The 19,043-nt window shown below is 70.8% G+C and carries 20 protein-coding genes and 3 pseudogenes; 11 read left to right on the forward strand and 12 right to left on the reverse strand.

All coding sequences use genetic code 11. From position 1 onward, the window contains the following. Positions 1–34 precede the first annotated feature (34 nt). Positions 35–865: pseudogene (locus HT134_RS45840) on the reverse strand (methyltransferase domain-containing protein); the annotation flags it as partial. Here HT134_RS45840 and HT134_RS22725 point away from each other — a divergent pair. Further along, on the forward strand, positions 753–1,415 hold the full coding sequence (locus HT134_RS22725) for a nucleotidyltransferase domain-containing protein (RefSeq protein WP_217708207.1): 663 nt from the start codon (positions 753–755) through the stop codon (positions 1,413–1,415). The pseudogene HT134_RS45840 and the gene HT134_RS22725 sit on opposite strands and share 113 nt — an antisense overlap. Positions 1,416–1,433: 18 nt before the next feature. After that, on the forward strand, positions 1,434–2,207 hold the full coding sequence (locus HT134_RS22730) for a nucleotidyltransferase domain-containing protein (protein ID WP_175602460.1): 774 nt from the start codon (positions 1,434–1,436) through the stop codon (positions 2,205–2,207). Here the strand turns inward: HT134_RS22730 and HT134_RS22735 are convergent. Then, positions 2,167–3,336, reverse strand: coding sequence for an FAD-dependent monooxygenase (locus HT134_RS22735; protein ID WP_175602461.1), 1,170 nt, complete (start codon positions 3,334–3,336; stop codon positions 2,167–2,169). The genes HT134_RS22730 and HT134_RS22735 overlap by 41 nt on opposite strands. Positions 3,337–3,574: 238 nt before the next feature. On the opposite strand from HT134_RS22735, the pseudogene HT134_RS48125 reads away from it, so the two are divergent. Continuing rightward, positions 3,575–3,670 (forward strand): annotated as a pseudogene (locus HT134_RS48125) (hypothetical protein); the annotation flags it as partial. Between the two features lie 64 nt (positions 3,671–3,734). Continuing rightward, positions 3,735–3,797: pseudogene (locus HT134_RS48130) on the forward strand (hypothetical protein); the annotation flags it as partial. Between the two features lie 148 nt (positions 3,798–3,945). On the opposite strand, the gene HT134_RS22740 reads toward HT134_RS48130, so the two are convergent. After that, positions 3,946–4,857: a hypothetical protein gene (locus HT134_RS22740; RefSeq protein ID WP_175602462.1), complete on the reverse strand. Its 912-nt coding sequence runs from the start codon at positions 4,855–4,857 to the stop codon at positions 3,946–3,948. Then, the gene (locus HT134_RS22745; RefSeq protein ID WP_175602463.1) at positions 4,854–5,354 is read right to left on the reverse strand and encodes a SigE family RNA polymerase sigma factor; all 501 of its coding nucleotides are present in this window, start codon (positions 5,352–5,354) and stop codon (positions 4,854–4,856) included. Before HT134_RS22745 ends, HT134_RS22740 begins: the two co-directional genes overlap by 4 nt. Positions 5,355–5,606: 252 nt before the next feature. Here HT134_RS22745 and HT134_RS22750 point away from each other — a divergent pair, with 252 nt between their 5' ends. Next, complete coding sequence (locus HT134_RS22750) at positions 5,607–7,844, forward strand: Orn/Lys/Arg family decarboxylase (RefSeq protein WP_175602464.1); 2,238 nt, start codon at positions 5,607–5,609, stop codon at positions 7,842–7,844. A 21-nt stretch (positions 7,845–7,865) separates the two neighbouring features. Here the strand turns inward: HT134_RS22750 and HT134_RS22755 are convergent, their stop codons facing one another. Then, positions 7,866–8,360 carry an NUDIX domain-containing protein gene (locus tag HT134_RS22755; protein WP_175602465.1) on the reverse strand — a complete coding sequence of 165 codons (495 nt, stop codon included), beginning with the start codon at positions 8,358–8,360 and terminating at the stop codon, positions 7,866–7,868. A 165-nt stretch (positions 8,361–8,525) separates the two neighbouring features. Here HT134_RS22755 and HT134_RS22760 point away from each other — a divergent pair, with 165 nt between their 5' ends. Beyond that, positions 8,526–9,056: an RNA polymerase sigma factor gene (locus HT134_RS22760; RefSeq protein ID WP_175602466.1), complete on the forward strand. Its 531-nt coding sequence runs from the start codon at positions 8,526–8,528 to the stop codon at positions 9,054–9,056. Then, on the forward strand, positions 9,053–10,294 hold the full coding sequence (locus HT134_RS22765; protein ID WP_175602467.1) for a CU044_5270 family protein: 1,242 nt from the start codon (positions 9,053–9,055) through the stop codon (positions 10,292–10,294). The genes HT134_RS22760 and HT134_RS22765 overlap by 4 nt, the downstream gene beginning before the upstream one ends. Here HT134_RS22765 and HT134_RS22770 read toward each other — a convergent pair. Continuing rightward, positions 10,281–10,652, reverse strand: a complete 372-nt coding sequence (locus HT134_RS22770; RefSeq protein ID WP_175602468.1) for a DUF5997 family protein — start codon at positions 10,650–10,652, stop codon at positions 10,281–10,283. The genes HT134_RS22765 and HT134_RS22770 overlap by 14 nt on opposite strands. 54 nt (positions 10,653–10,706) lie before the next feature. Between HT134_RS22770 and HT134_RS22775 the strand changes: the two genes are divergently transcribed. The 3 genes from HT134_RS22775 to HT134_RS22785 all read left to right on the forward strand — a co-directional run bounded on the left by HT134_RS22775 (position 10,707) and on the right by HT134_RS22785 (position 12,666). Further along, a complete protein-coding gene (locus tag HT134_RS22775) occupies positions 10,707–11,453 on the forward strand; it encodes a LysR family substrate-binding domain-containing protein (RefSeq protein WP_312888336.1) in 747 nt (248 codons plus the stop codon). Between the two features lie 95 nt (positions 11,454–11,548). Then, positions 11,549–12,001 carry a hypothetical protein gene (locus HT134_RS22780; RefSeq protein ID WP_217708208.1) on the forward strand — a complete coding sequence of 151 codons (453 nt, stop codon included), beginning with the start codon at positions 11,549–11,551 and terminating at the stop codon, positions 11,999–12,001. 134 nt (positions 12,002–12,135) lie between these two features. Beyond that, positions 12,136–12,666: a hypothetical protein gene (locus HT134_RS22785; RefSeq protein WP_175602470.1), complete on the forward strand. Its 531-nt coding sequence runs from the start codon at positions 12,136–12,138 to the stop codon at positions 12,664–12,666. Positions 12,667–12,732: 66 nt separating this feature from the next. Here the strand turns inward: HT134_RS22785 and HT134_RS22790 are convergent, their stop codons facing one another. From HT134_RS22790 to HT134_RS22800, 3 genes are all read right to left on the reverse strand, one after another. Further along, positions 12,733–14,022 carry an NAD(P)/FAD-dependent oxidoreductase gene (locus HT134_RS22790; protein ID WP_175602471.1) on the reverse strand — a complete coding sequence of 430 codons (1,290 nt, stop codon included), beginning with the start codon at positions 14,020–14,022 and terminating at the stop codon, positions 12,733–12,735. 232 nt (positions 14,023–14,254) lie between these two features. Further along, a complete protein-coding gene (locus tag HT134_RS22795) occupies positions 14,255–14,467 on the reverse strand; it encodes a hypothetical protein (RefSeq protein ID WP_175602472.1) in 213 nt (70 codons plus the stop codon). Between the two features lie 143 nt (positions 14,468–14,610). Further along, positions 14,611–15,555, reverse strand: a complete 945-nt coding sequence (locus tag HT134_RS22800) for a winged helix-turn-helix transcriptional regulator (RefSeq protein WP_175602473.1) — start codon at positions 15,553–15,555, stop codon at positions 14,611–14,613. Between the two features lie 53 nt (positions 15,556–15,608). On the opposite strand from HT134_RS22800, the gene HT134_RS22805 reads away from it, so the two are divergent. Further along, entirely contained in the window at positions 15,609–16,901 is a 1,293-nt protein-coding gene (locus HT134_RS22805) for an MFS transporter (RefSeq protein WP_175602474.1), read from the forward strand. A gap of 344 nt (positions 16,902–17,245) precedes the next feature. On the opposite strand, the gene HT134_RS45845 is transcribed toward HT134_RS22805, so the two are convergent. From HT134_RS45845 to HT134_RS45855, 3 genes are all read right to left on the reverse strand, one after another. Continuing rightward, positions 17,246–17,539, reverse strand: coding sequence for a hypothetical protein (locus tag HT134_RS45845; RefSeq protein ID WP_246364992.1), 294 nt, complete (start codon positions 17,537–17,539; stop codon positions 17,246–17,248). Between the two features lie 195 nt (positions 17,540–17,734). Then, positions 17,735–18,589 carry an alpha/beta hydrolase gene (locus tag HT134_RS45850; protein ID WP_175602475.1) on the reverse strand — a complete coding sequence of 285 codons (855 nt, stop codon included), beginning with the start codon at positions 18,587–18,589 and terminating at the stop codon, positions 17,735–17,737. Continuing rightward, positions 18,586–18,999, reverse strand: coding sequence for an amidohydrolase family protein (locus HT134_RS45855; RefSeq protein ID WP_312888373.1), 414 nt, complete (start codon positions 18,997–18,999; stop codon positions 18,586–18,588). The genes HT134_RS45850 and HT134_RS45855 overlap by 4 nt, the downstream gene beginning before the upstream one ends. Positions 19,000–19,043: the final 44 nt, after the last annotated feature.

Consider the following 19,043-nt stretch of genomic DNA (forward strand, 5'->3'; position numbering starts at 1 on the left):
ACACCGGCGCCACGGTCGTCACGGACAGCACGGTCAGCCCCGCCTCCTCGCACATCCGCGCGAGCCCGCGCCCCACGGTCGCGTTGCGGACGATCTCGGTGGCGACGAAGCGGGTCAGCCGGCGGCTCATGGCCGGGTCGCGGGAGTCGACCAGCAGGCCGTCCCAGTCGGGCTCGGCCATGACGATCCGCCCGCCGGGGCGCGCCACGCGCCGCAACTCCGCGAGCGCCCGTGACGGGTCCTCCACGTGCTGGAGCACCCGGTCCGTGCGGGCCCGGTCCACGCTGCCGTCGTCCAGGGGGAGGGCGTGCGCGTCGCCGGCGCGGATCTCGACGCCCGGCCGGCCCGCCAGCCTGGCCCGCGCCTCGGCGACCATGGCGGGGTCGCGGTCGACGCCGATGACGCGGCCTCCCGGCGCGACCGCGTCCGCCATCGCCCCGAGGTCCGTGCCGGGCCCGCAGCCGAGGTCCAGCACGATCTGGCCCGGGCGGAGGCCGAGCCGGCGCAGGAGCCGCCGTTTGTAGGCGCGGCCCGTCGCGCTCGCGGCCACCTGGTCGAGGTAGTCGATGGGATCGGGCGGCCGCACCTCATGCTTGTCGATCATGAGGTGCAGCCAAGCACATCGCCGTGGCGTTCCCGCGGTGGGACGGTCGAGAAACGGTGCAGCCCCTGCACGAAATTCGAGGACATTTCCGGATATGTCCCGGTACGGTGATCGACCACGATCTCCAGAGGAAGAGGCCGGTCCCACCATGACCTCCCGCGAAGACGCCCGCCTCGGCGACGACCTGATCCTGTCCGTCGTCACGGGATCGCGCGCGTACGGCCTCGACACCGAGGGGTCCGACACCGACCGGCGCGGCATCTTCGTGGCCCCCACCCAGGACTTCTGGCGCCTGGCCAAGCCGCCCACGCACCGCGAGGGGCCGCTGCCGGAGCAGTTCTCCTGGGAGGTGGAGCGGTTCTGCGTGCTCGCCCTCGCCGCCAACCCCACGGTGCTGGAGTGCCTGTGGTCGCCGCTCGTCGAGGTCTCCACCCCGTACGGGGAGCGGCTGCTCGGCCTGCGCGAGGCGTTCGTGTCGCGGCGCGCGCACCGGACGTTCGCCCGCTACGCCGACGACCAGTTCCGCCGCCTCGACCCGGCCGCCCCCCGGTGGAAGCAGGCCATGCACATGATCAGGCTGCTGCTGAGCGGGCTGCACCTGGTCCGGCACGGCGAGCCGCTGGTGCGGATGGACGGCTTCCGTGACCGGCTGCTGGCCGTCCGGCGCGGCGAGAGGCCGTGGGCGGAGGTCGACGCCTGGCGCATCTCCCTGAACGCCGAGCTGGCCGCCACCCCCAGCGTCCTGCCGGCCGAACCGGACCAGGAGCAGGTGGAGGAGTTCCTGATGGACGTCCGCAGGGGGCACCTGTGAACCCGCCGAACCCGTCGAGTGCGCCGGACCTGCCCGCCTGGCTGCCGGAGGTCGCCGCGGAGCAGCCGCACCCCCCTGGCCTTCGCCACGGTCAGCGGCGCCCACCTCTACGGCTTCCCGTCGGCCGACTCGGACGTGGACCTGCGCGGCGTGCACGTGCTGCCCGCAGAGCGGGTCGTGGGCCTGCGCACCGGCCCGGACACGCTGGAGCGCGCCTGGACCAGGGAGGGCGTCGAGGTGGACCTCGTCACCCACGACCTGGCCAAGTTCTGCCGCCTGCTGCTGAGGCGCAACGGCTACGTGCTGGAGCAGCTCCTGTCGCCGCTGGTCGTGGCCGCCTCACCGCTGCACGAGGAGCTCGTCGCACTCGCCCCCGCCTGCCTGACCCGGCACCACGCCCACCACTACCTCGGCTTCGCCCGGACGCAATGGCGGCTGTTCGAGCGGACGGGGCGGCTCAAGCCGCTGCTGTACACGTTCCGGGTGCTCCTGACCGGCCTGCACCTGATGCGCTCCGGGGAGGTGCGGGCCGACCTGACCCACCTGTACGCCTACGGCCCGCCGTACCTGCCGGACCTGGTCGCCGCCAAGCGCGCGGCCGAGCACGGCGCGGCGCCGCCGGTGCCGGGCGCGGCCGAGGACGTGGAGCGCCTGAGCGCCGAGCTGGCGGAGGCGCGCGACTCCTCCGCCCTGCCGGAGGAGCCGACGGCGCACGACGCCCTGCACGACCTGGTGGTCCGCGCCCGCGCGTTCAGCGCCTGCCCCTGCGCAGCTCTCCGAGAGCCGTCGTGAGCTGGTTGAGCCGGTAGTACAGCCGGGGCGGCAGGTGCGCCAGCAGCCCGGAGTGCCGCTCGCTGAGCAGCACCACCAGTTGCTCCGGCGGCAGGTCGATGTAGCGGGTGAGGTTCTCGTACCAGCGGGCGCTGTTGCGGGCCGAGCGCTGAGGCGCCACGATCGCGGCCTTGCGCTCCCGCTCGTACCAGGCCAGGGCGGGCTCCCGTTCCATGCCCCCGTGCAGGGCGTTGACGAGGACCGCGGCGTCCGCCAGGGCCAGGGCGGTGCCCGCCCCGATCGAGTAGTGCGTGGTGTGCGCGGCATCGCCCATGAGGACGAGGTTGCCGCGGTGCCAGGTGCGGTTGGTCAGGGTGCGGAAGTTCAGCCAGTGCGCGCCGCCGTCGGCGTTGGCCCGGCCGATCAGCGGGTGCCCGTCCAGGATGTCGGCGAAGAGCTTCTCCAGCAGGGCCAGGCTGTCGGCCTCGTTCGCCTGGTCGAAGCCGAGCCCCCGCCACGTCTCCGGGGAGCACTCGACGACGACGGTGCTGTGGCCGTCGCCGAACCCGTAGCCGTAGCACCAGATCCAGCCGTGCTCGGTCGGTGTGAAGGCGAAGACGAAGGCGTCGAAGACCTTGGTGGTGCCGAGCCAGACGTACATGTCGCGGCCCACCTCGACCTCGGTGCCGAAGTGGTCGGCGTGGCGCTCCCGAAGGACGCTGTTGACCCCGTCACCGGCCACGACCAGGTCGGCCCCGGCCAGCTCCGCCGCGTCCTCACCGGCGATCTCGTGCTCGAACTCCACGCGGACGCCGAGGGAGCGGGCCCGCTCGGTGAGGATGTCCAGCAGGCGGCGCCGGCCGACGCCGAAGCCCTGGTCCCCGTTCTCCACCGTCACCGTCGCCCGGTGGCGCACGTTGACGACGAAGCTCTCCCAGCTGACCGAGCTGTCGAGGATGGCCGCGGCCGACTCGGGGTCGGCCCGCTGGAGGTGGTGGAGCAGTTCGTCCCAGTAGGTCACGCCCCAGCCGTACGTCGACCCGGCCGGGTTCCGCTCGTAGACGGTGATGTCATGGGACGGGTCCACCCGCTTCATCAGGATCGAGAAGTACAGGCTGGCGGGTCCCCCGCCGACACAGGCGACCTTCACACGAGCCTCCTCGGTCACGCAACGCGATCAATTCGTGACATAGAGTATCAGTGGAGGTGTGCGGAAAGACGACCACATCCGGCCGAACCCCTGGTCAGGAGATGGCCAAGTCCCGCCCGGCCTCGGTCCATCACCGGTCGCCGGCCGTCGTTCCCCCCAGCCGCCCGGCACGTCTCCGCCAGGTCCGAATGGCGCTGCCGGCGGCGTCACGGGCACGGTCTCGCGAACCGGCCTCAGGGTGAACGCGACCCACAACGGCCGCAGCGCCGCCGTCATCACCCACGACCCCTACGCGGTCGGCCGGGAGGGCCCGCCGCACAGCCACAAGCAGGGCGCCTTCTCCAGCCTCTACGGCTCCTCCAGCGGCACCGGCCTCCTGGTCGCCTGGGCCTGGGGGGGTGAGCCGGATCATCGACGTCATCGAGCAGCCGGACGGCGCCGTCCTCAGAGCGGACGCGACGGGCGTGACGGGCTGCCCCCAGTTCGGGAAAGGCGCCTTCGTGATCGGCCACCTGCAACGGCCAGGCCACCCAGAGATGGACCAGGTCATGGCGGAGGCAGCGGGAGTGGACCCGCCGGGCCCGGGCGACCTCGCCCGGACCCGGGCGTCTACGGCCTCCGCGCGGTCGGGGACGCGCTCGCGGTCGGAGCCGCAGACGGGCCCGCGGACGGAGCCGTGGACGCGGTCGGAGCCGCAGACGGGCCCGCGGACGGGACCGCGGACGCGGTCGGGGCCGGGGCCGGGGCAGGGGCCGGCCGGTCGTAGATGCCGATGGCCCACCTGCCCGGCCGCTCTCGGACCATGGCCGACAGCCGCCGGCGCACCTCGGGGTTGGCCAACGCCCCGGACAGAGCGCCCTCGTCGCACCTCGCCCCCCGCGCCTGCCGGCAGCCGGTGACGGCCTCTGCGGCCTTCCGGACGGGGGCGTCCGCGGGGAAGACCCAGACCTGCAGGGACTGCGGGCGCTTCAGCCAGTCGGACGGCACCGACAGCTTGTCGTTGTGACCGCTCATCGACCCCGCGCACCGGCCGGACACGCCGGTCGGCTCGCCGCCCTTGCCCCGCTGGCTGACGACGACCCAGGACCGCTGGTCCTCACACACCACCGCGAACCCGGTGAAGACGCTGGTCGGCGTGTACGTCACCTTGCGGGCGACGCCCACCGTCTCGAACCGCCGGGACTGGATGAGGCCCAGATCGAACTTCCGGGCTCCCAGGACCACGGGAAGCGTTCCGGGAAGCTCGGGCCCGCGCGTGACGACCCGCGCCGAGTCCGCAGGCTGTTGAGCGACCGCCGCCCCCTCCCCCCTCTGCGTCCCGGGTGGCAGGAGGCTCGTCAGCCCGGCCGCCGCGACGGCCGCGACGGCGAGCGCGGTCCCGGCCGTCGCGGCCCGCCGGGTACGGCGCATGCGGCGGCCCCGCCGTACGATCGCGTCGAACTGGGCGGCCGGCTCCTGGCCGGCCCGCCCGTGAGCGTGCTCCTCCAGGAGCTCACGCAGGTCGCTCTCGGTATGAGTCATCGCCGGATCCCCTCCAAGGTCATGGTCTGAATGTCGGGATCGACGCGAAGACGGGTCAGGGCCCGGCTGAGCTGGCTCTTCACCGCTCCCGGCGAGCAGCCGACGATCTCGGCGACCTGGGTCAGCGTCCGCCCCTCGAAGTAGTGCAGGACGATCACCGCACGCTGGCGCGGGGACAGCGTGCCGATCGCGCTCCACAGCGCGGCCTGATCGTCCACCTCGGCGGCCGGGTCCCGCGGGTCGGCCGTCTCCGGCAGCGTCGCGGCCGGCACCTCCCCGCGCCAGCGCCTGCGCCACCACGAGGCGTGGGTGTTCACGATGATCCGGTAGACGTAAGGGTCGGGATTGCCCTCGATGCGCCTCCACGCGAGCCATGCCTTGGCCAGCGCCGTCTGCACCACGTCCTCAGCCGTGCCCCAGTCCCGGGTGAGGAGGTACGCCATCCGGCACAGCCTCAGATGGCGGTGTGCCACATACTCGGCGAACCCGTCGTCCATCGATCATCTCCGTCTCGTCGTCTCTCCGGCGATGACTACCGCCTGGGGGACGCGTTCGGATGACAGGCCGATCGCGCCGATCGCCGGACCGCGCGCCTTCTCCACGGAGCGCGAACCACCAAAGGCACATATCACCCGAGACCACCCATTACGTTCAGTCGCCCTTCAACTCCAATGCGTTACCATGAGATGGGACCGGCATGACCTTGCCAGGCCCCTTCCTGCCCCTTCCCCCCGACCACGGAGTGCCGCATGGAGCGAACGGTTCTGGCCGCCGTCACCGAACGTCCCGACGCCGACTCGGCGCTCGCCGAGCAGATCCGCCGCGTCTGCGCGGCGATGGACGAGCTCGGGCTCCAGGTGCGCTGGACCCATCGCGCCGAGGACGCCCTGGCGGTGGTCGGGTCCGACGCCTCGCTCACGGCCGTGCTGGCGGCCTGGGACGCGCCGGGGGCCGAGGAGCTGCTGGGCGCCGTCGCCAGGCGGTTCCGCGGGCTGCCGGTCTTCCTGATGACCCAGGAGCAGGAGCTCCCGCTGTGGGTGTACGAGGTCATCCAGGGCTACGTCTTCCCGCTGGAGGACACCCCGCAGTTCATCGCCGGGCGCATCGCGTACGCCGCCGACCAGTACGCCGAGAAGATCCTCCCGCCGTTCTTCGGCGCGCTGCGCCGCCTGCAGGACCACCATCGCTACTCCTGGCACACCCCGGCGCACGCCGGCGGCGTGGCGTTCCTCAAGTCGCCGGTCGGCCGGGCGTTCTTCGACTTCTACGGCGAGCGGCTGCTGCGCACCGACCTGTCCATCTCGGTCACCGAGCTGGGCTCGCCCCTCGACCACACCGGCCCCATCGGCGAGGCCGAGCGCAACGCCGCCCGCGTCTTCGGCGCCGACCGCACGTTCTTCGTCGTCAACGGCAACTCCACCGCCAACCGCATCGTCGGCCACCACGCCATCGCCCGCGACGACACCGTCCTGGTGGACCGCAACTGCCACAAGTCGGTCCAGCACGCGCTGGCCATCAGCGGCGCCCGGCCGGTCTACCTCGTCCCCGAGCGCAACGGGCTGGGCCTCGCCGGCCCGATCCCGCCCGCCGCGCTGGAGGCGGCCGCGGTCCGCGCCCGGGTCGCCGCCCACCCCCTGGCCGCCGGCGAGCCCACGTACGCGGTGATCACCAACTCCACCTACGACGGGGTGTGCTACGACGCGGTGCGGGTCGGCGAGCTGCTCGGCGCCAGCGTGCCGCGGGTACACTTCGACGAGGCGTGGTTCGCCTACGCCCGGTTCAACCCGCTCTACGCCGGCCGGTACGGCATGGCCGTCGACGAGCGCACCCTGCCCGGCCCGGGCCGTCCCACCGTGTTCGCCACCCAGTCGACGCACAAGCTGCTGGCGGCGCTGTCGCAGGCGGCGATGCTGCACGTCCGCCCCTCGGAGCGGGCGCCGGTCGACTACGACGCCTTCAACGAGACCTACCTCATGCACGCCTCCACCTCGCCGCTCTACCCGATGATCGCCTCGCTGGACGTCGCGGCGGCGATGATGGACGGTCCGTCAGGGCCGTTCCTCACCGGGGAGGCGATCGTCGAGGCCGTCCGGTTCCGGCAGGCGATGGTCCGGCTGGCCGCCCGCATCCGCGAGGACGGCCTGCGGCCCGAATGGTTCTTCGGGGTCTGGCAGCCCCAGTCCGTCACCGACCCGCGCACCGGCCGCACCGTCCCGTTCGCCGACGCCGACCCGGCGCTGCTGTGCGCCGAGCCCCGATGCTGGACCCTGGAGGCGGGCGCCGCCTGGCACGGGTTCGACGGCATGTCCGAGGGCTACTGCCTGCTCGACCCGGTCAAGGTGACGATCACCTGCCCGGGCGCCGACGCCGCCACGGGCACCCTCGACTGGGGCATCCCGGCCCGCGTCGTGGCCGCCTACCTGCAGCGGCGCGGCATCGTCGTGGAGAAGACCGGCGACCACACGCTGCTGGTGCTGTTCTCCATGGGGATCACCAAGGGCAAGTGGGGCACGCTGATCGACGCCCTCACCGACTTCAAGAACGCCTACGACGCCGACCTGCCCCTGGCGGAGGTGCTGCCCGGCCTCGGACCCGACGGGATCTCGCTGCAGAAGTTCTGCACCCTCGTCCACGAGAAACTGCGCGACTCCGGGCTCGGGAAGCTGCTCGACCAGGTCTTCACCACCCTGCCGGAGCCCGTGTCCACTCCCGCCGACTGCTACCAGGCCATGATCCGGGCCCGCACCGAACGCGTCCCGCTGACCGGCCTGCCGGGCCGGGTCGCCGCCGCCACGGTGGTGGTCACGCCTCCCGGGATCCCCATGCTCATGCCCGGCGAGGCGACCGGCCCGGCCGACGGGCCGCTGATGACGTACCTGCGGGCCCTGGAGGACTTCGACCGGACGTTCCCCGACCTGGCCACCGACATCCACGGCGCCCACCGCGACAGCGACGGCGGCTACTGGGTGGAGGTCGTCAGGGACTGACCCGGCCCGCCGCCGGGCTCGTCACCCGGCGGCGACGGCCCGGCCGTGCTCCAGGTAGATCGTCTCGCCGAGCTCCCAGGCGGTCAGGGCCGCCCTGACCCGGCGGGCCAGCCGCTCGATCAGCAGCTCGTCCAGCTCGTCGGCCGGGTGGAAGGCGTACGCGCTCACCTCCCTGTCGGCGAACGTGATCCGCTTGAGCGTCTCCGCGTCCAGCTCACCGCCGTCGAACACGAAGAGGATCTTGTCTCCCTGTTCCGGATGGGGCGCCCAGTCGACCACCAGCAGCCGGCCGATGGGCGGCTCGATGCCCAGCTCTTCGCGCACTTCCCGCACGCACGCCTGATACGGGGTCTCCCCCGGCTCGACGTGGCCGCCCGGGATCTCCCGCTGCTCTTTGTAGGCCGGCTGCACGAGCAGCACCCGGCCTTCCGCGTCGAAGAAGACGGCCCCCGCGGCGGCCCGGGCCCGGGCGAACGACGCCCCCTGGTCGCGCGACTCCCCCTCCTCCGGTGGCATGCGGCTTATGTTCCCGTACTGCCGGAGCACCACACACCTCCGCATGATCTCCTTGACGCCGCCCCGGCCGTCGTACCGTCCGACATCCGCCGACTTCGCGAGGCTGCTGTAAGACCGGCCCGGCTTCGGCCATGACCCGATGAAACGGTCGTCGAAGGAGCCTGTGTGCTGAACGATGAGGAGTTCGCCGCCTTGGTCGACGCGTACCGCCACCGGGTGTACGCGTACGCGGTGAGCAGGTGTGGTCGCCGGCTCGCCGAAGAGGTGGTCAGCGAGACCTTCGTGGTCGTGTGGCGGCGCCGCGACGACATCCCCGCCAAGGCTCCGCTGCCATGGCTGCTGGGTGTGGCGCACAACGTGACCCGCGAGCTGTACCGCGACGAGCGTCGCCAGGCGGCGCTGGACGAGGCGTTACGCGGCTGGGCCGACGAGCTGGGGCGGGATGTGGCCTATGAGGTGGCCGAGCGGGTCGCCGCGCTCAAGGCTCTGGCCGCGCTGAGCGATGAGGACAAAGAGGTGCTGACGCTGGTCTCGTGGCACGGGCTGACCTCGGCGGAGGCCGCCACGGTGGTGGGGAGCTCACGGTCGGCGTTCTACGTTCGGCTGCATCGGGCCCGCCGACGGCTGGAGGCCGCCATGAACAGCGTGACAGCGGCCCGCCCGCGGCCCGCGTTCGTACCTGAGGAGGAGCAGTGAAGCGGAAGAACGTCCTGGATCTCCTGGCGGCGGCCCGGCCGGCCGACCTCGATCTTCCCGGGCTCGCGCGTGTTCAGGCGGAGGAACTGCCCGCGCCGGCAAGACGCGGGCGCGTACGGTGGCTCGGGGTGGTCGCCGCGTCGCTGGCCACGGCTTCTCTGATCGGTGTGACGGCCCTTCCCCGTCTGCTGGGGACCGAGATCGCCGCAGGGCGAGTGGCCACCCCGAATGCCGGAAACGCGCTGGACGCGGCGGCGGACCGAGCGTCCGAGCAGCACCAGGTCCCCGGCCGGTACTGGTACACCCAGGGCTGGATCCTGGACGAGGTGGTCATCGGCCCACCGGGCGGCCGGTATCGGATCAAGACCCGTGTCCAGACCAGCCGATGGGTGCCACGGGACCCGGCGTCGTTCCTCGTGCTCACCGAACGGGGCCTGCCGACCGTTCCGGTGTCGCCACCAGACGAACAGGCCTGGCAGCGGGCGGGGAAGCCGAAGCTGTGCGGCGCCGACACCGACTGCGGGAACGACACGGCCCCGCTCGGACGCACGAGGTTCATGTTCATGCCCAGCACGTGGCCCCAGCGGGATCTGGGGCTCCCCCTGTCGGCCCGTGAGCTGCTCGACCTGCCGCAGGAGCCCGACGCGCTGCGCGAACGCCTGCTGTCGTACTGGCCGGCCTACAGCGACGGCATGGGCGCGTGGCCGTCGCCGCCCGCGGGGGCGTCACTGCCCACCAAGGACTCCTGGCTCCGCGGTCTGTCCCTCGAACTGCTGCAGCACGCCCCGATGGCCCCGGGCACCCGTGCGGCCCTCTATCGGGTGGTCGCCGGTCTGCCCGGCGCCCGCGCTCTGGGCCGGATCCGCGACGCCGAGGGCCGCTGGGGAGTCGGCATCGGATGGACCCGGACCGAAGGAGACGGGCAGAGCGAGGAGCAGCTCGTCGTGGAGGAGTCCAGCGGCGCCCTGCTCTCGCTCCAGAGCGTCGTCGTGAAGCCGTGGTCGCAGGATCCGCCGGGCATGGAGGGGCTCGCCGGTGAAACTCCCGAAGCAGTGCCCTCCGCCGAACGGGAACCGCCCGCGAGACTGCGTCGGGTAGGCCCTGGAGCGTCGTCATCTCGTCCGCCGCCTCTCGCCGTCCGCCTCACGCCGTCCGGCTCGTCCCGTCCGGGGAGAGCCGCGGGCGCGGGGCCGGCGATCGCCGTGGGCGACGTACGGAAGCCGGTCAGCGTTCCTTGAGGCGGAGAGCTTCCTTGCGGTTGTCGGCCTGGACGGCCTGCTCGCGCTCCAGCCACTCGGGGTTCTCCGCCTTCAGCGCCTCGATCTGGGCGGTGGTGAGCGGCTCGGTGATCCCGCCTCGGGCCAGGCCGGAAATGGAGACCCTGAGCTTGGCGGCGACGACCTGCTTGGGGTGCGGACCGTTGCGGCGCAGCTCGACGAGCCAGGCCGGCGGCTTCGCCTGCAACTCGTTCAGCTCGTCCCGGGAGACCACACCCTCCTGGAACTCGGCAGGTGTGGCCGAGAGGAGGACACCCAGCTTCTTGGCCGCGGTCTCGGGCTTCATCGTCTGGACGGTCTTCCGCTTGGGCGAGGTCATGGGCCAAGCGTAGTCAGTCAGAACGGGTTCCCCTGACATCGGTACCCTGAGGACGTGACTGATGGGGAGACCGGCAGAACGTTCCGGTTGGCGTACGTGCCCGGCGTGACGCCCGCGAAATGGGTGAACGTCTGGACCGAGCGGATGCCCGACGTGCCGCTCACCCTGATCGCGGTCCCCGCCGCCGAGGCGGTGCGGCTCCTCCGGGACGGCGGCGCCGACGCCGCCTTCGTCCGCCTCCCGGTCGACCGGGACGGGCTGAGCGTGATCCCCCTCTACGTGGAGACCACGGTGGTCGTGGTGCCCAAGGACCACGCGGTGGCCGCCGCCGACGAGGTGACCATCGGCGACCTGGCCGACGACGAGGTGTTCCATCCGCTGGACGACACCATCGAGTGGACCGACCGGCCCGGACTGGCCGCGTTCACCCGCCCGGAGACGACGGCGGACGCGGTCCAGCTGGTGGCGTCCGGCACGGGGCTGCTCCTTGTCCCGCAGTCGCTGGCGCGCCTCCACCACCGCAAGGACCTCACGTACCGGCCGATGACGGACGCGCCCCAGTCCCAGGTCGCGCTGGCCTGGCCCACGGAGGCGACCACTGATTTGGTGGAGGATTTCATCGGCATCGTCCGCGGGCGGACGGTGAACAGCTCGCGCGGCCGCACCCCCGCACCCGCCGCCGAGAAACCGGCCCAGCGGAAGGCGCCGAAGCCTGCGCAGAGCGGTTCTGCCCGCCGGGGCGCGCCGAGCAGCCGTGGCGTGCCGAGCAACCGGAGGAGAAAAGGCAACCGGCCCCGATGAGCCGCGAACCGCGCCGCCAGGCCGGTGAAGGCCGTCGCCGCGTCACAACGGACGCGACGCGGCGGCACATCCGGCACCGGTAGAACGTGGAATACGTGAAGATCGGGGTCACTCCCGAAGGCCGGGCACTCGATCCGGGACCGTACCTCGCGGCGCTCCCCACCCTCAGCGCGGACCTCCCCGAGGGAGCCCGCTCGTTCGCCACCGACCCGGAACATTACGACTTCTCCGGCCGGCGATGCGTCAAGGACCTGTCCCTCGCCTCCCTGGCATTCATTCGGGACGGCGACGACCAGTCCATCGAGCTCACGTTCCGCCACAACTGCTGGAAACACGAGGAAGACCTGACCATCCGCTACGAGGCCGTGACGCAGTACGAGATCGCCCTCCCGTCCGACGGCATCGGCGACGCCATCGTCATGCTGGACGAGATCCTTCCGCACCCGAGCGGCTGCCATCACGAGATCGGATTCCTGTCCGGCACCATCACCGTGACCAGCCGGGATCTCACCGCCTCATGGCTGCAGGCCGACTGCCCGGACAGGTGACGGGGCTACGCATCATCCCGTAGCCGCAACCCCATCGGAGTTTCGTGGGACATCGCCCCATGGAGGAGCCCCGGGGACGGCCTTGCCGGGATCACAGACGATCTTGTCCGAGGCGGCCTTTACGCTTCCCCTTCATGAGCGACAACCGGACCCGCACGGTACGACTGACAGTTGAGGTGCAGGACTGCGGGATCGTTTTCCTGTCGGACCGAGAGCCCGGCGGATATGCCGACGCACCGGCCCGGTCCATCGCACTCATTGAGGTCAAGAAGGGGTGGGCCACCCTCCACATCACCCACCAGTCGGGACCGGCCAACTTCACCGTGACCATTGCCGACCGGGACCCCGGGGCAGATCTCGCGGATTACGAAGACATCGTGGAAATCGGCTACGTGTCCATGTCGGGCGAAGTGGAGATGAGCGGGTTCACCTTCTTCGAGGCTGCGATGTCTCCCCTTCCTCCTCTCCAGGCAGGGCCTGGAACCTACCGCATGCGATATCACGTCAAGGGCATGGACAGGGAGGGCACGGATGACACCGCCGATGACCACTACCTGCAAATATGGCCTGCCCCTCTTGAGGACCCCGCTGTAGTCAAGGCCACAAGTGACTCTTTTCAGTACTTCCTGGATTCAGAGAAATTCGAGCGGGACCGCGGACTGTGAGCAGTCAGCCGCACGACGCACCATCAGACCTACCCGTCTGTCGTCGCCCCACTGGTAGCGCGCCGGTCAGGCCGCGGCCTGCCTGAAGTCGTCGCCGGGGTGTTCCAACCCTGCGAGCTGTACGGCTTCGCGGCGGAAAAGCCCCGAGAGCGTCCAGTCGGCCAGTACCCGGGCCTTGTGGTTGAAGGTGGGCACCCACGCCAGGTGGTACGCCCGGTGGGCGAGCCAGCCCAGCAGGCCGGTCAGCTTGAGGCCGTACACCTGGGCGACGCCTTGGTGGTGGCCCAGCCCGGCGACCGAACCGAGGTAGGCGTGGCGGTAGGGCCGCAGCTTGCGGCCTCGCAGGTGGGCGACGATGTTGCGGGCCAGCGTCTTGGCCTGCCGTACGGCGTGCTGGGCGTTCGGGCCGCAGAACTGGCCGGGCCTGGTGAGGTCCGGGATGGCCGCGCAGTCGCCGGCGGCGAAGGCGTCGGGGACGCCGTCCACGGTGAGGTCGGCGGTGGCCATGATCCGGCCTGCGGCGTCGACCGGCAGATCGCTGGTCGCGGCGAGCGGGCTGGGCCTGCCGCCCGCGGCCCACACCAGGGTGCCCGTGTCCACCTCGGTTCCGTCGTCCAGGACGGCGCGGCCGTCGGCTGCCGAGGCCAGCCGAGTGTTCAGTCGCACCTCGACCCCGCGACGGGTCAGCGCCCGCGCCGTCCACCTGCCGAGGCTGTCGTCGAGCTCGGGAAGGATCTTGTCGGTGGCCTCGACCAGGATCCAGCGCATGTCCTTGCGTTCCAGGGTCGGGTGGTAGCGGACAGCCTCGTCAGCCAGGCCCTGCAACTCGGCCAGGGCCTCCACGCCCGCGAACCCGCCGCCGACGAACACGAAGGTCAGCGCCCGGCGACGGACCTGCGGGTCATCGGTCGACGAGGCGGCCGTGAGCTGGGTGAGCACGTGGTTGCGCAGGTGGACCGCCTCGCCGAGGGTCTTGAAACCGACCGCGTTCTCCACCAGCCCCGGGATGGGCAGAGTCCTGGTGATCGATCCGGCCGCCACCACCAGGATGTCGTACTGGAGGGTCCTGACCGGTCCTTGCGCGGGTGTGAACTCCGCCCGCCTGGCCGCGTGTTCAATTCCGGTGATCCGTCCGGTCAGCACCCGCACACCCTTGAGTATCCGAGGCAGCGGCGCCACCACGTGGCGGGGTTCGACGGTCCCTCCGGCCGCCTCGGCCAGGAACGGCTGGTAGGTCATGTAGCCGCGAGGATCGACCACGGTGACCGCGGCCTCGCCCCGGCGCAGCAGCTTCCGCAGTCGCAACGCGGTGTACATGCCGACATAACCGCCGCCCACGATGAGGATGTTCTTCATGGTCGCCTGCCCTTCATCCGATCACTCATCACCAAGACAAGACAGCGCGGCCGAACCTGACATCGGCGCACGTGATCTACGTCATGCCGAGGCGCGGGCGGCCCGGCGATCCGCGGCGGGGACGGTGGTCGGAGCTCCAGGTGGGGCGGGTGCCGACACCAGGCGATGCACATCACAGCCCAGCTCGATGGCGCCCTGCCAACGTCCGTCGTTTCGCTGGAACACGGTGCGCTCACGCGACTCGATCGATGGGGATCAGGGTGCCGTCCAGCACCACGAAGGCGTAGCCGGCCTGCCGGGCGGCTCGTGACGCCTGGTCCCGGCCGGGCGAGCGGTCGGCCGGCAGCGTGATGGCTGCACGGATGCAGCGCCATGCGGTGGTGGCGCCCACGGCGAAGCCCGATCGTGCGCCGGACACCATCCGCGGCCGGATCGCGACCAGCACGAGGCCGACCTAAGCCTGAGCTCCGCGCTTGCGAGCAGCCGCGAGCAGGCTGGACGTCTCGACATGCCCCCCGCAGGCGTGTTCGTGATGTGCGAGGGATTGAACACCCTGGTCAGGAGCTGTCCCGGGACATACCTGACACTTCAGTCCCCACCAGACGCTTGAACCCGGCGGTGCTCGGGCTCCGCGCCAGGAGCGGATCGGGGTCTTCGCTGCTGACCGCGGACGAGAGCGAGCATCTCCTCCACCGAGCCGGCCGGATCCCTGATCGGAAACTGCACCGCGCGGATGATCGCGTCGGGGTCGGCCAGCAAGGTGAGGCGTTTGAGGCGGTCGACGCCGGCCGCCCGGAAGGTCGGCAGGAGCAGTCCGGCCGCGAGCTTGCCGTCCTGGTCGGACAGAAGGGGATAGGGCAATCTCGCGTGCGTGACGAAGGCGGCCAGCTGATCCGGGCGCTGGGTGCTGACGCCTCGGATCGCGGCGCCGGACGCCGCGAAATCGGCATGCCGTGACGCGTAGGTGAGGGACTCCAAAGTGCATCCCTGCGCGCCTGGGATGTCGGCCCAACCAGGCGGATGGCCCTGGGCGTCGGGGGCGAAGGCGCCAGGGAAGAAGTAGAGCACGGTCCAGGCGCCGCCCGTTGCGCTCGGCGCGACCAGGTCGCCATCGTGTCGTTCCAGAAGGACATCCGGCAGCTTCCGATTGACCAGCCCCTGCACCCGACGGGCCTCGGCGGACCCCTCCTCGCTGGTCGCGGTCAGCGCCCCATCGCCCATCACATGCCTGGTGCCCCAGTCCTGTAGCGCGAGGAGCGCCGGCAGCAGGCCCTCACCCTTCGCGGTCAGCAGGTAGTCGTAGCGCGGCGGGTGATCGGAGTAGAGCCGCTTCGTCAGTACCCCGTGGGCGACGAGGCCGGCCAGGCGCTCGGTCAGAGCTCGACGACTGACACCGAGCGCGCGCTGAAGGCCGTCGAAGCGAGTGGTGCCGCCGGCGATGTCCCGCACCACCAGGAACGTCCACCAGTCACCGATCACTCCGAGCGCTTGCGCGATACCGCAGTCGGCGTCGGACAGATCCGCACGCTTCACAGGCCCCAGTATATAGTGCGTTCCATTCTGGAACTTACAAAGGAAGAGGCCAGATGGCAGTCGACAGTGCGCGCGGTGCGAGCGTCTTCTGGCGGTGGTGGACGGCCGGTACGACCAGCGCGGTCGGTTCGGCGATGGGGGCGGTGGCGCTGCCGCTGACGGCGTTGACGGTGCTCGACGCGTCCGCGTTGGAAATGGGCATGATCGCCGCCGCCGGTTACGTCGCCTGGATCGTGATCGGCCTACCCGCCGGGGTGATGGTGCAGCGACTGCCCGTCCGAAGGGTTCAGGTCTGCGCTGACCTGGCGCGCGCGGCGGCGGTCCTCTCCATTCCTCTGGCCTGGTGGCTGGACCGTCTGACGGTCGCCCAGCTGGTGATCGTGGCCCTCGTGATCAGCTTCGCGGACGTCGTCTTCGACGTCGCCAACTCGACCTTCCTGCCGTCGATCGTGAGCAAGGAGCACCTGCAGTCCCGTAACAGCCTGACCTCCGGCACCCACGCCACCACTCAGCTCGGCGGACCGTCGGTGGGCGGTCTCATCGTTCAGGTGCTCGGGGCGGTGCCTACCCTTCTCATCGACGCGATCAGCTACCTTGTCTCGGCGCTGCTGCTGCGAACCCTGCCCGAACGCCGCGCGGAGGCCCCCGACCGCTGGCCACCGGTACGCGCGATGATCCGGGAAGGCTGGCGTTTCGTCGTGCACCACCCGGTGATGGGGCCCTGCATGTGGGCCGCCACCGCGGCGAACACGGTCTGCGGGGCACAGCACGCCCTCTACGCGTTGTACCTCGTGCGCGAGTTGGACGCCCAGCCCGGCCTCGTCGGCCTGCTGCTGGCTGCGGACGGCGTGGGCGCGCTGATCGGCGCGGCTCTGACGAACCAGATCACGGCCAGGTTCGGGACCGCCCGCACCTTGATCGTCGCCGGATTCGTCTCGGTCGCCGGGGCGCTCGTCGTGCCCCTCGGCACCGGCTGGCAGGCCTTCGCCGCCTTCGCCGTCGGCAACACGGTCTTCTCTGCCGGGGTGGTGGTTCTCAGCGTGGTGACCCGCACCTACCGGCAGATCGCCAGCCCGCCCGAGCTGCTGCCCCGGGTGATGGCGACGGTCCGCTTCGTGTCCTGGGGTGCGGTCCCGATCGGCGGGCTGGTCGCCGGAGCCATTGCCGGGGTCCTCAGCGGCCGGGTCGCCCTGATGATTTTCGTCGCCGCGGCCGCCTGCATGCCGTTGGTCCTGCTGGCCTCGCCGATCAGGCACCTGCGCGACCTCACCGACTATCAGCGTGACGGATCAACCAGCGCCCCGACCACGTCATCGGAGCTCACCGCCGACCCCGAACCGGCCTAGTCGCCGGGGCCGACGGCTTGCCCGTCCAAGGCTGCTGGACATGCGACCCACCCCAAGCATGGCCAGAAGACCGCATGCAGCGCATGATCAGACCGATCAGTGCTGAAGGGGTGGATACCGTGATCGGCTTGGGCTGGTACGAAGTGCTCGCAGCCGGACCGTGAGCTCGGTGACGACACCAACAGTGCCCTCGGCAGCCACCATGAGACCCACGAGGTCGTAGCCGGCGCCCCCCTTCGACGTACGGCGCCCGAGCCGGACCCCCTCTCCCGTGCCGGTCACGACCTCCAAACCGAGGACATAGTCGCGAGTGGCGCCGTACTTGACGCAGCACAGCGCCAGGATCACGCCGCCTTCGACGGCATTGGCGCCCCCGACAATCCAGCACCGGCGCTGCGTGCAACCAACGGGACTCCCTGGTCAAGGCACGCACGAACCACGGCCCGGACCTCGTCGGGGCTCTTGGCGCGCACGACCGTCACCGCTCGGCCGACAGGCGCCCACACCGCCTGGTCGTGGGAGAGACCGGCGACGATGTCCGGATCAGTCACCACCCGGCCGGCGGGTAGCCGTCGCCTGAGTACTTCGGCGATACCCACGGCAGGGGGCGTCGTGCTGACGAAGTCCCGCTCGGCCACCCGCGCACCTCCAGAGAAGTCGACTCGAAGATGAATGCGACGTAGATGGCACCACGCCGCCGGGCAGCCGGTTCATGGACGATATGCACGAAAAGACCGATGGAAAATGGTGCCAGGGACTCGGGACGGCTGCACTGGCTGCCCAGAAGCGCCGCCGCCCAGCGCGGCGGTCAGGCAGAGCCGCGGCGTCCCTGCTCACTGGGCACGGCAGGTCCTGAGGTAGCTGAGGAACGACGCCTGCAGCCCGGTCACGTGCGTTTCGTGCATGAGTGCGCTGGTGACAGATCCGCTGCGTGAGGTGAGGCGGTGCAGGAACGTGGCCGCGTTCTTCGCGAGATTCTGGTAGACCGCCACGTCTCCGAGGATCTCTCGGTCGTTGAAGGTCACGTGAAGCTTGGTGGCAGGCAGGGTGTCACCCATTGCTTGAAGACGGGCGAAGACCTGACTGTCTGCATTGACGATGCCGGGGCTGCCCGCGCCGATGCTCTCGAAGAAGGTGCCATTGGTGAGCCAGGCGTAGAGACTGAAGAGTCCGCCGTAGGAATAGCCGAAGAGGCCGTGGCCGCTCGGGGCTGTGCCGTAGTCGCGTTCGATCCGCGGGTGCAGGTCGTCGGTAAGGAAGTTCAGGAACATATCCCCGCGGCTGTCGCTCAGTTCAGCGAGGTAGGCGTCGGCTTGCTCGCGAGTCATCGTGCCCGCTTCGATTCCCATCTCCACCGCATCGATGTACTCCTTCGCGATGGGTTCGCCGGGGGGCACGAGGTCGCGGTTGCGCAACCGCTCCCAGTGCTCTGCCTCCTCGCCTGCGTAACCCACGCTGACTTGGACGTAGGGCCGAATCGACTGCATGGGGTCCAGCTGCGTGACGATGAGTGGGGCGGTCATGCCCACGGCCCAGTTGCCGTCGAGCACGTACACGACTGGCGCTTGCGCCGCGGCAGGGTCGTAGCGCGGTGGCGTGGTGACCCAGACGCCGTAGTCGTGCCCACCGCTGGAGCGCATCTCGAAGTAGTCGGTGTGGGCGAGGCAGCCCTGCCACATGGTGCTCATCTGAGGTCCTTCACGATTTGGCCGGCCTGGTTTACGAGGACGGCGTTGGTGGGGTCGGAGAACACTTCCGGGTCTTCGAGCGGGTCGCCGTTCCAAGGAACGAGGTCTGCCTGCGCGCCGGGAGTGACGACACCCACCTGGCCGGACAGGCCGAGGATCTCGGCGTTGGTCTGGGTCGCCGCCACGAACGCTTCCATCGACGTCTCGAGGGCTGCGCGCAGGCTGAGTTCTTCGCCGCGACGGTCCTGGGCCGGACCGATGAGATCGGAAGCCAGCCCGATCCGTACTCCTGCGTGCTTGGCGACAGCGAGGACAGGGCGACAGGCCCGGGATGTGGTGACTGTTCCACAGCTCGGTGGGTTCCCCTTCGGCTCCGTAGTAGCCGTGCCCGCCGATCTGGCACTGAACAGGCCCGCACGGCAGGACGCGCGGCCCTCTGACCTTGCCTTTCGCG

The organism is Nonomuraea rhodomycinica (assembly GCF_013363995.1).
In the GTDB taxonomy this organism is placed as follows: Bacteria; Actinomycetota; Actinomycetes; order Streptosporangiales; family Streptosporangiaceae; genus Nonomuraea; species Nonomuraea rhodomycinica.

Bases quoted from the DNA above. Each gene is read 5' to 3' on its own strand.
- HT134_RS22725 (WP_217708207.1), top strand. From the start codon at position 753: ATGACCTCCCGCGAAGACGCCCGCCTCGGCGACGACCTGATCCTGTCC.
- HT134_RS22740 (WP_175602462.1), bottom strand. From the start codon at position 4,857: ATGACTCATACCGAGAGCGACCTGCGTGAGCTCCTGGAGGAGCACGCT.
- HT134_RS22745 (WP_175602463.1), bottom strand. From the start codon at position 5,354: ATGGACGACGGGTTCGCCGAGTATGTGGCACACCGCCATCTGAGGCTG.
- HT134_RS22750 (WP_175602464.1), top strand. From the start codon at position 5,607: ATGGAGCGAACGGTTCTGGCCGCCGTCACCGAACGTCCCGACGCCGAC.
- HT134_RS22755 (WP_175602465.1), bottom strand. From the start codon at position 8,360: ATGCCACCGGAGGAGGGGGAGTCGCGCGACCAGGGGGCGTCGTTCGCC.
- HT134_RS22770 (WP_175602468.1), bottom strand. From the start codon at position 10,652: ATGACCTCGCCCAAGCGGAAGACCGTCCAGACGATGAAGCCCGAGACC.
- HT134_RS22785 (WP_175602470.1), top strand. From the start codon at position 12,136: ATGAGCGACAACCGGACCCGCACGGTACGACTGACAGTTGAGGTGCAG.
- HT134_RS22790 (WP_175602471.1), bottom strand. From the start codon at position 14,022: ATGAAGAACATCCTCATCGTGGGCGGCGGTTATGTCGGCATGTACACC.
- HT134_RS22805 (WP_175602474.1), top strand. From the start codon at position 15,609: ATGGCAGTCGACAGTGCGCGCGGTGCGAGCGTCTTCTGGCGGTGGTGG.
- HT134_RS45850 (WP_175602475.1), bottom strand. From the start codon at position 18,589: ATGAGCACCATGTGGCAGGGCTGCCTCGCCCACACCGACTACTTCGAG.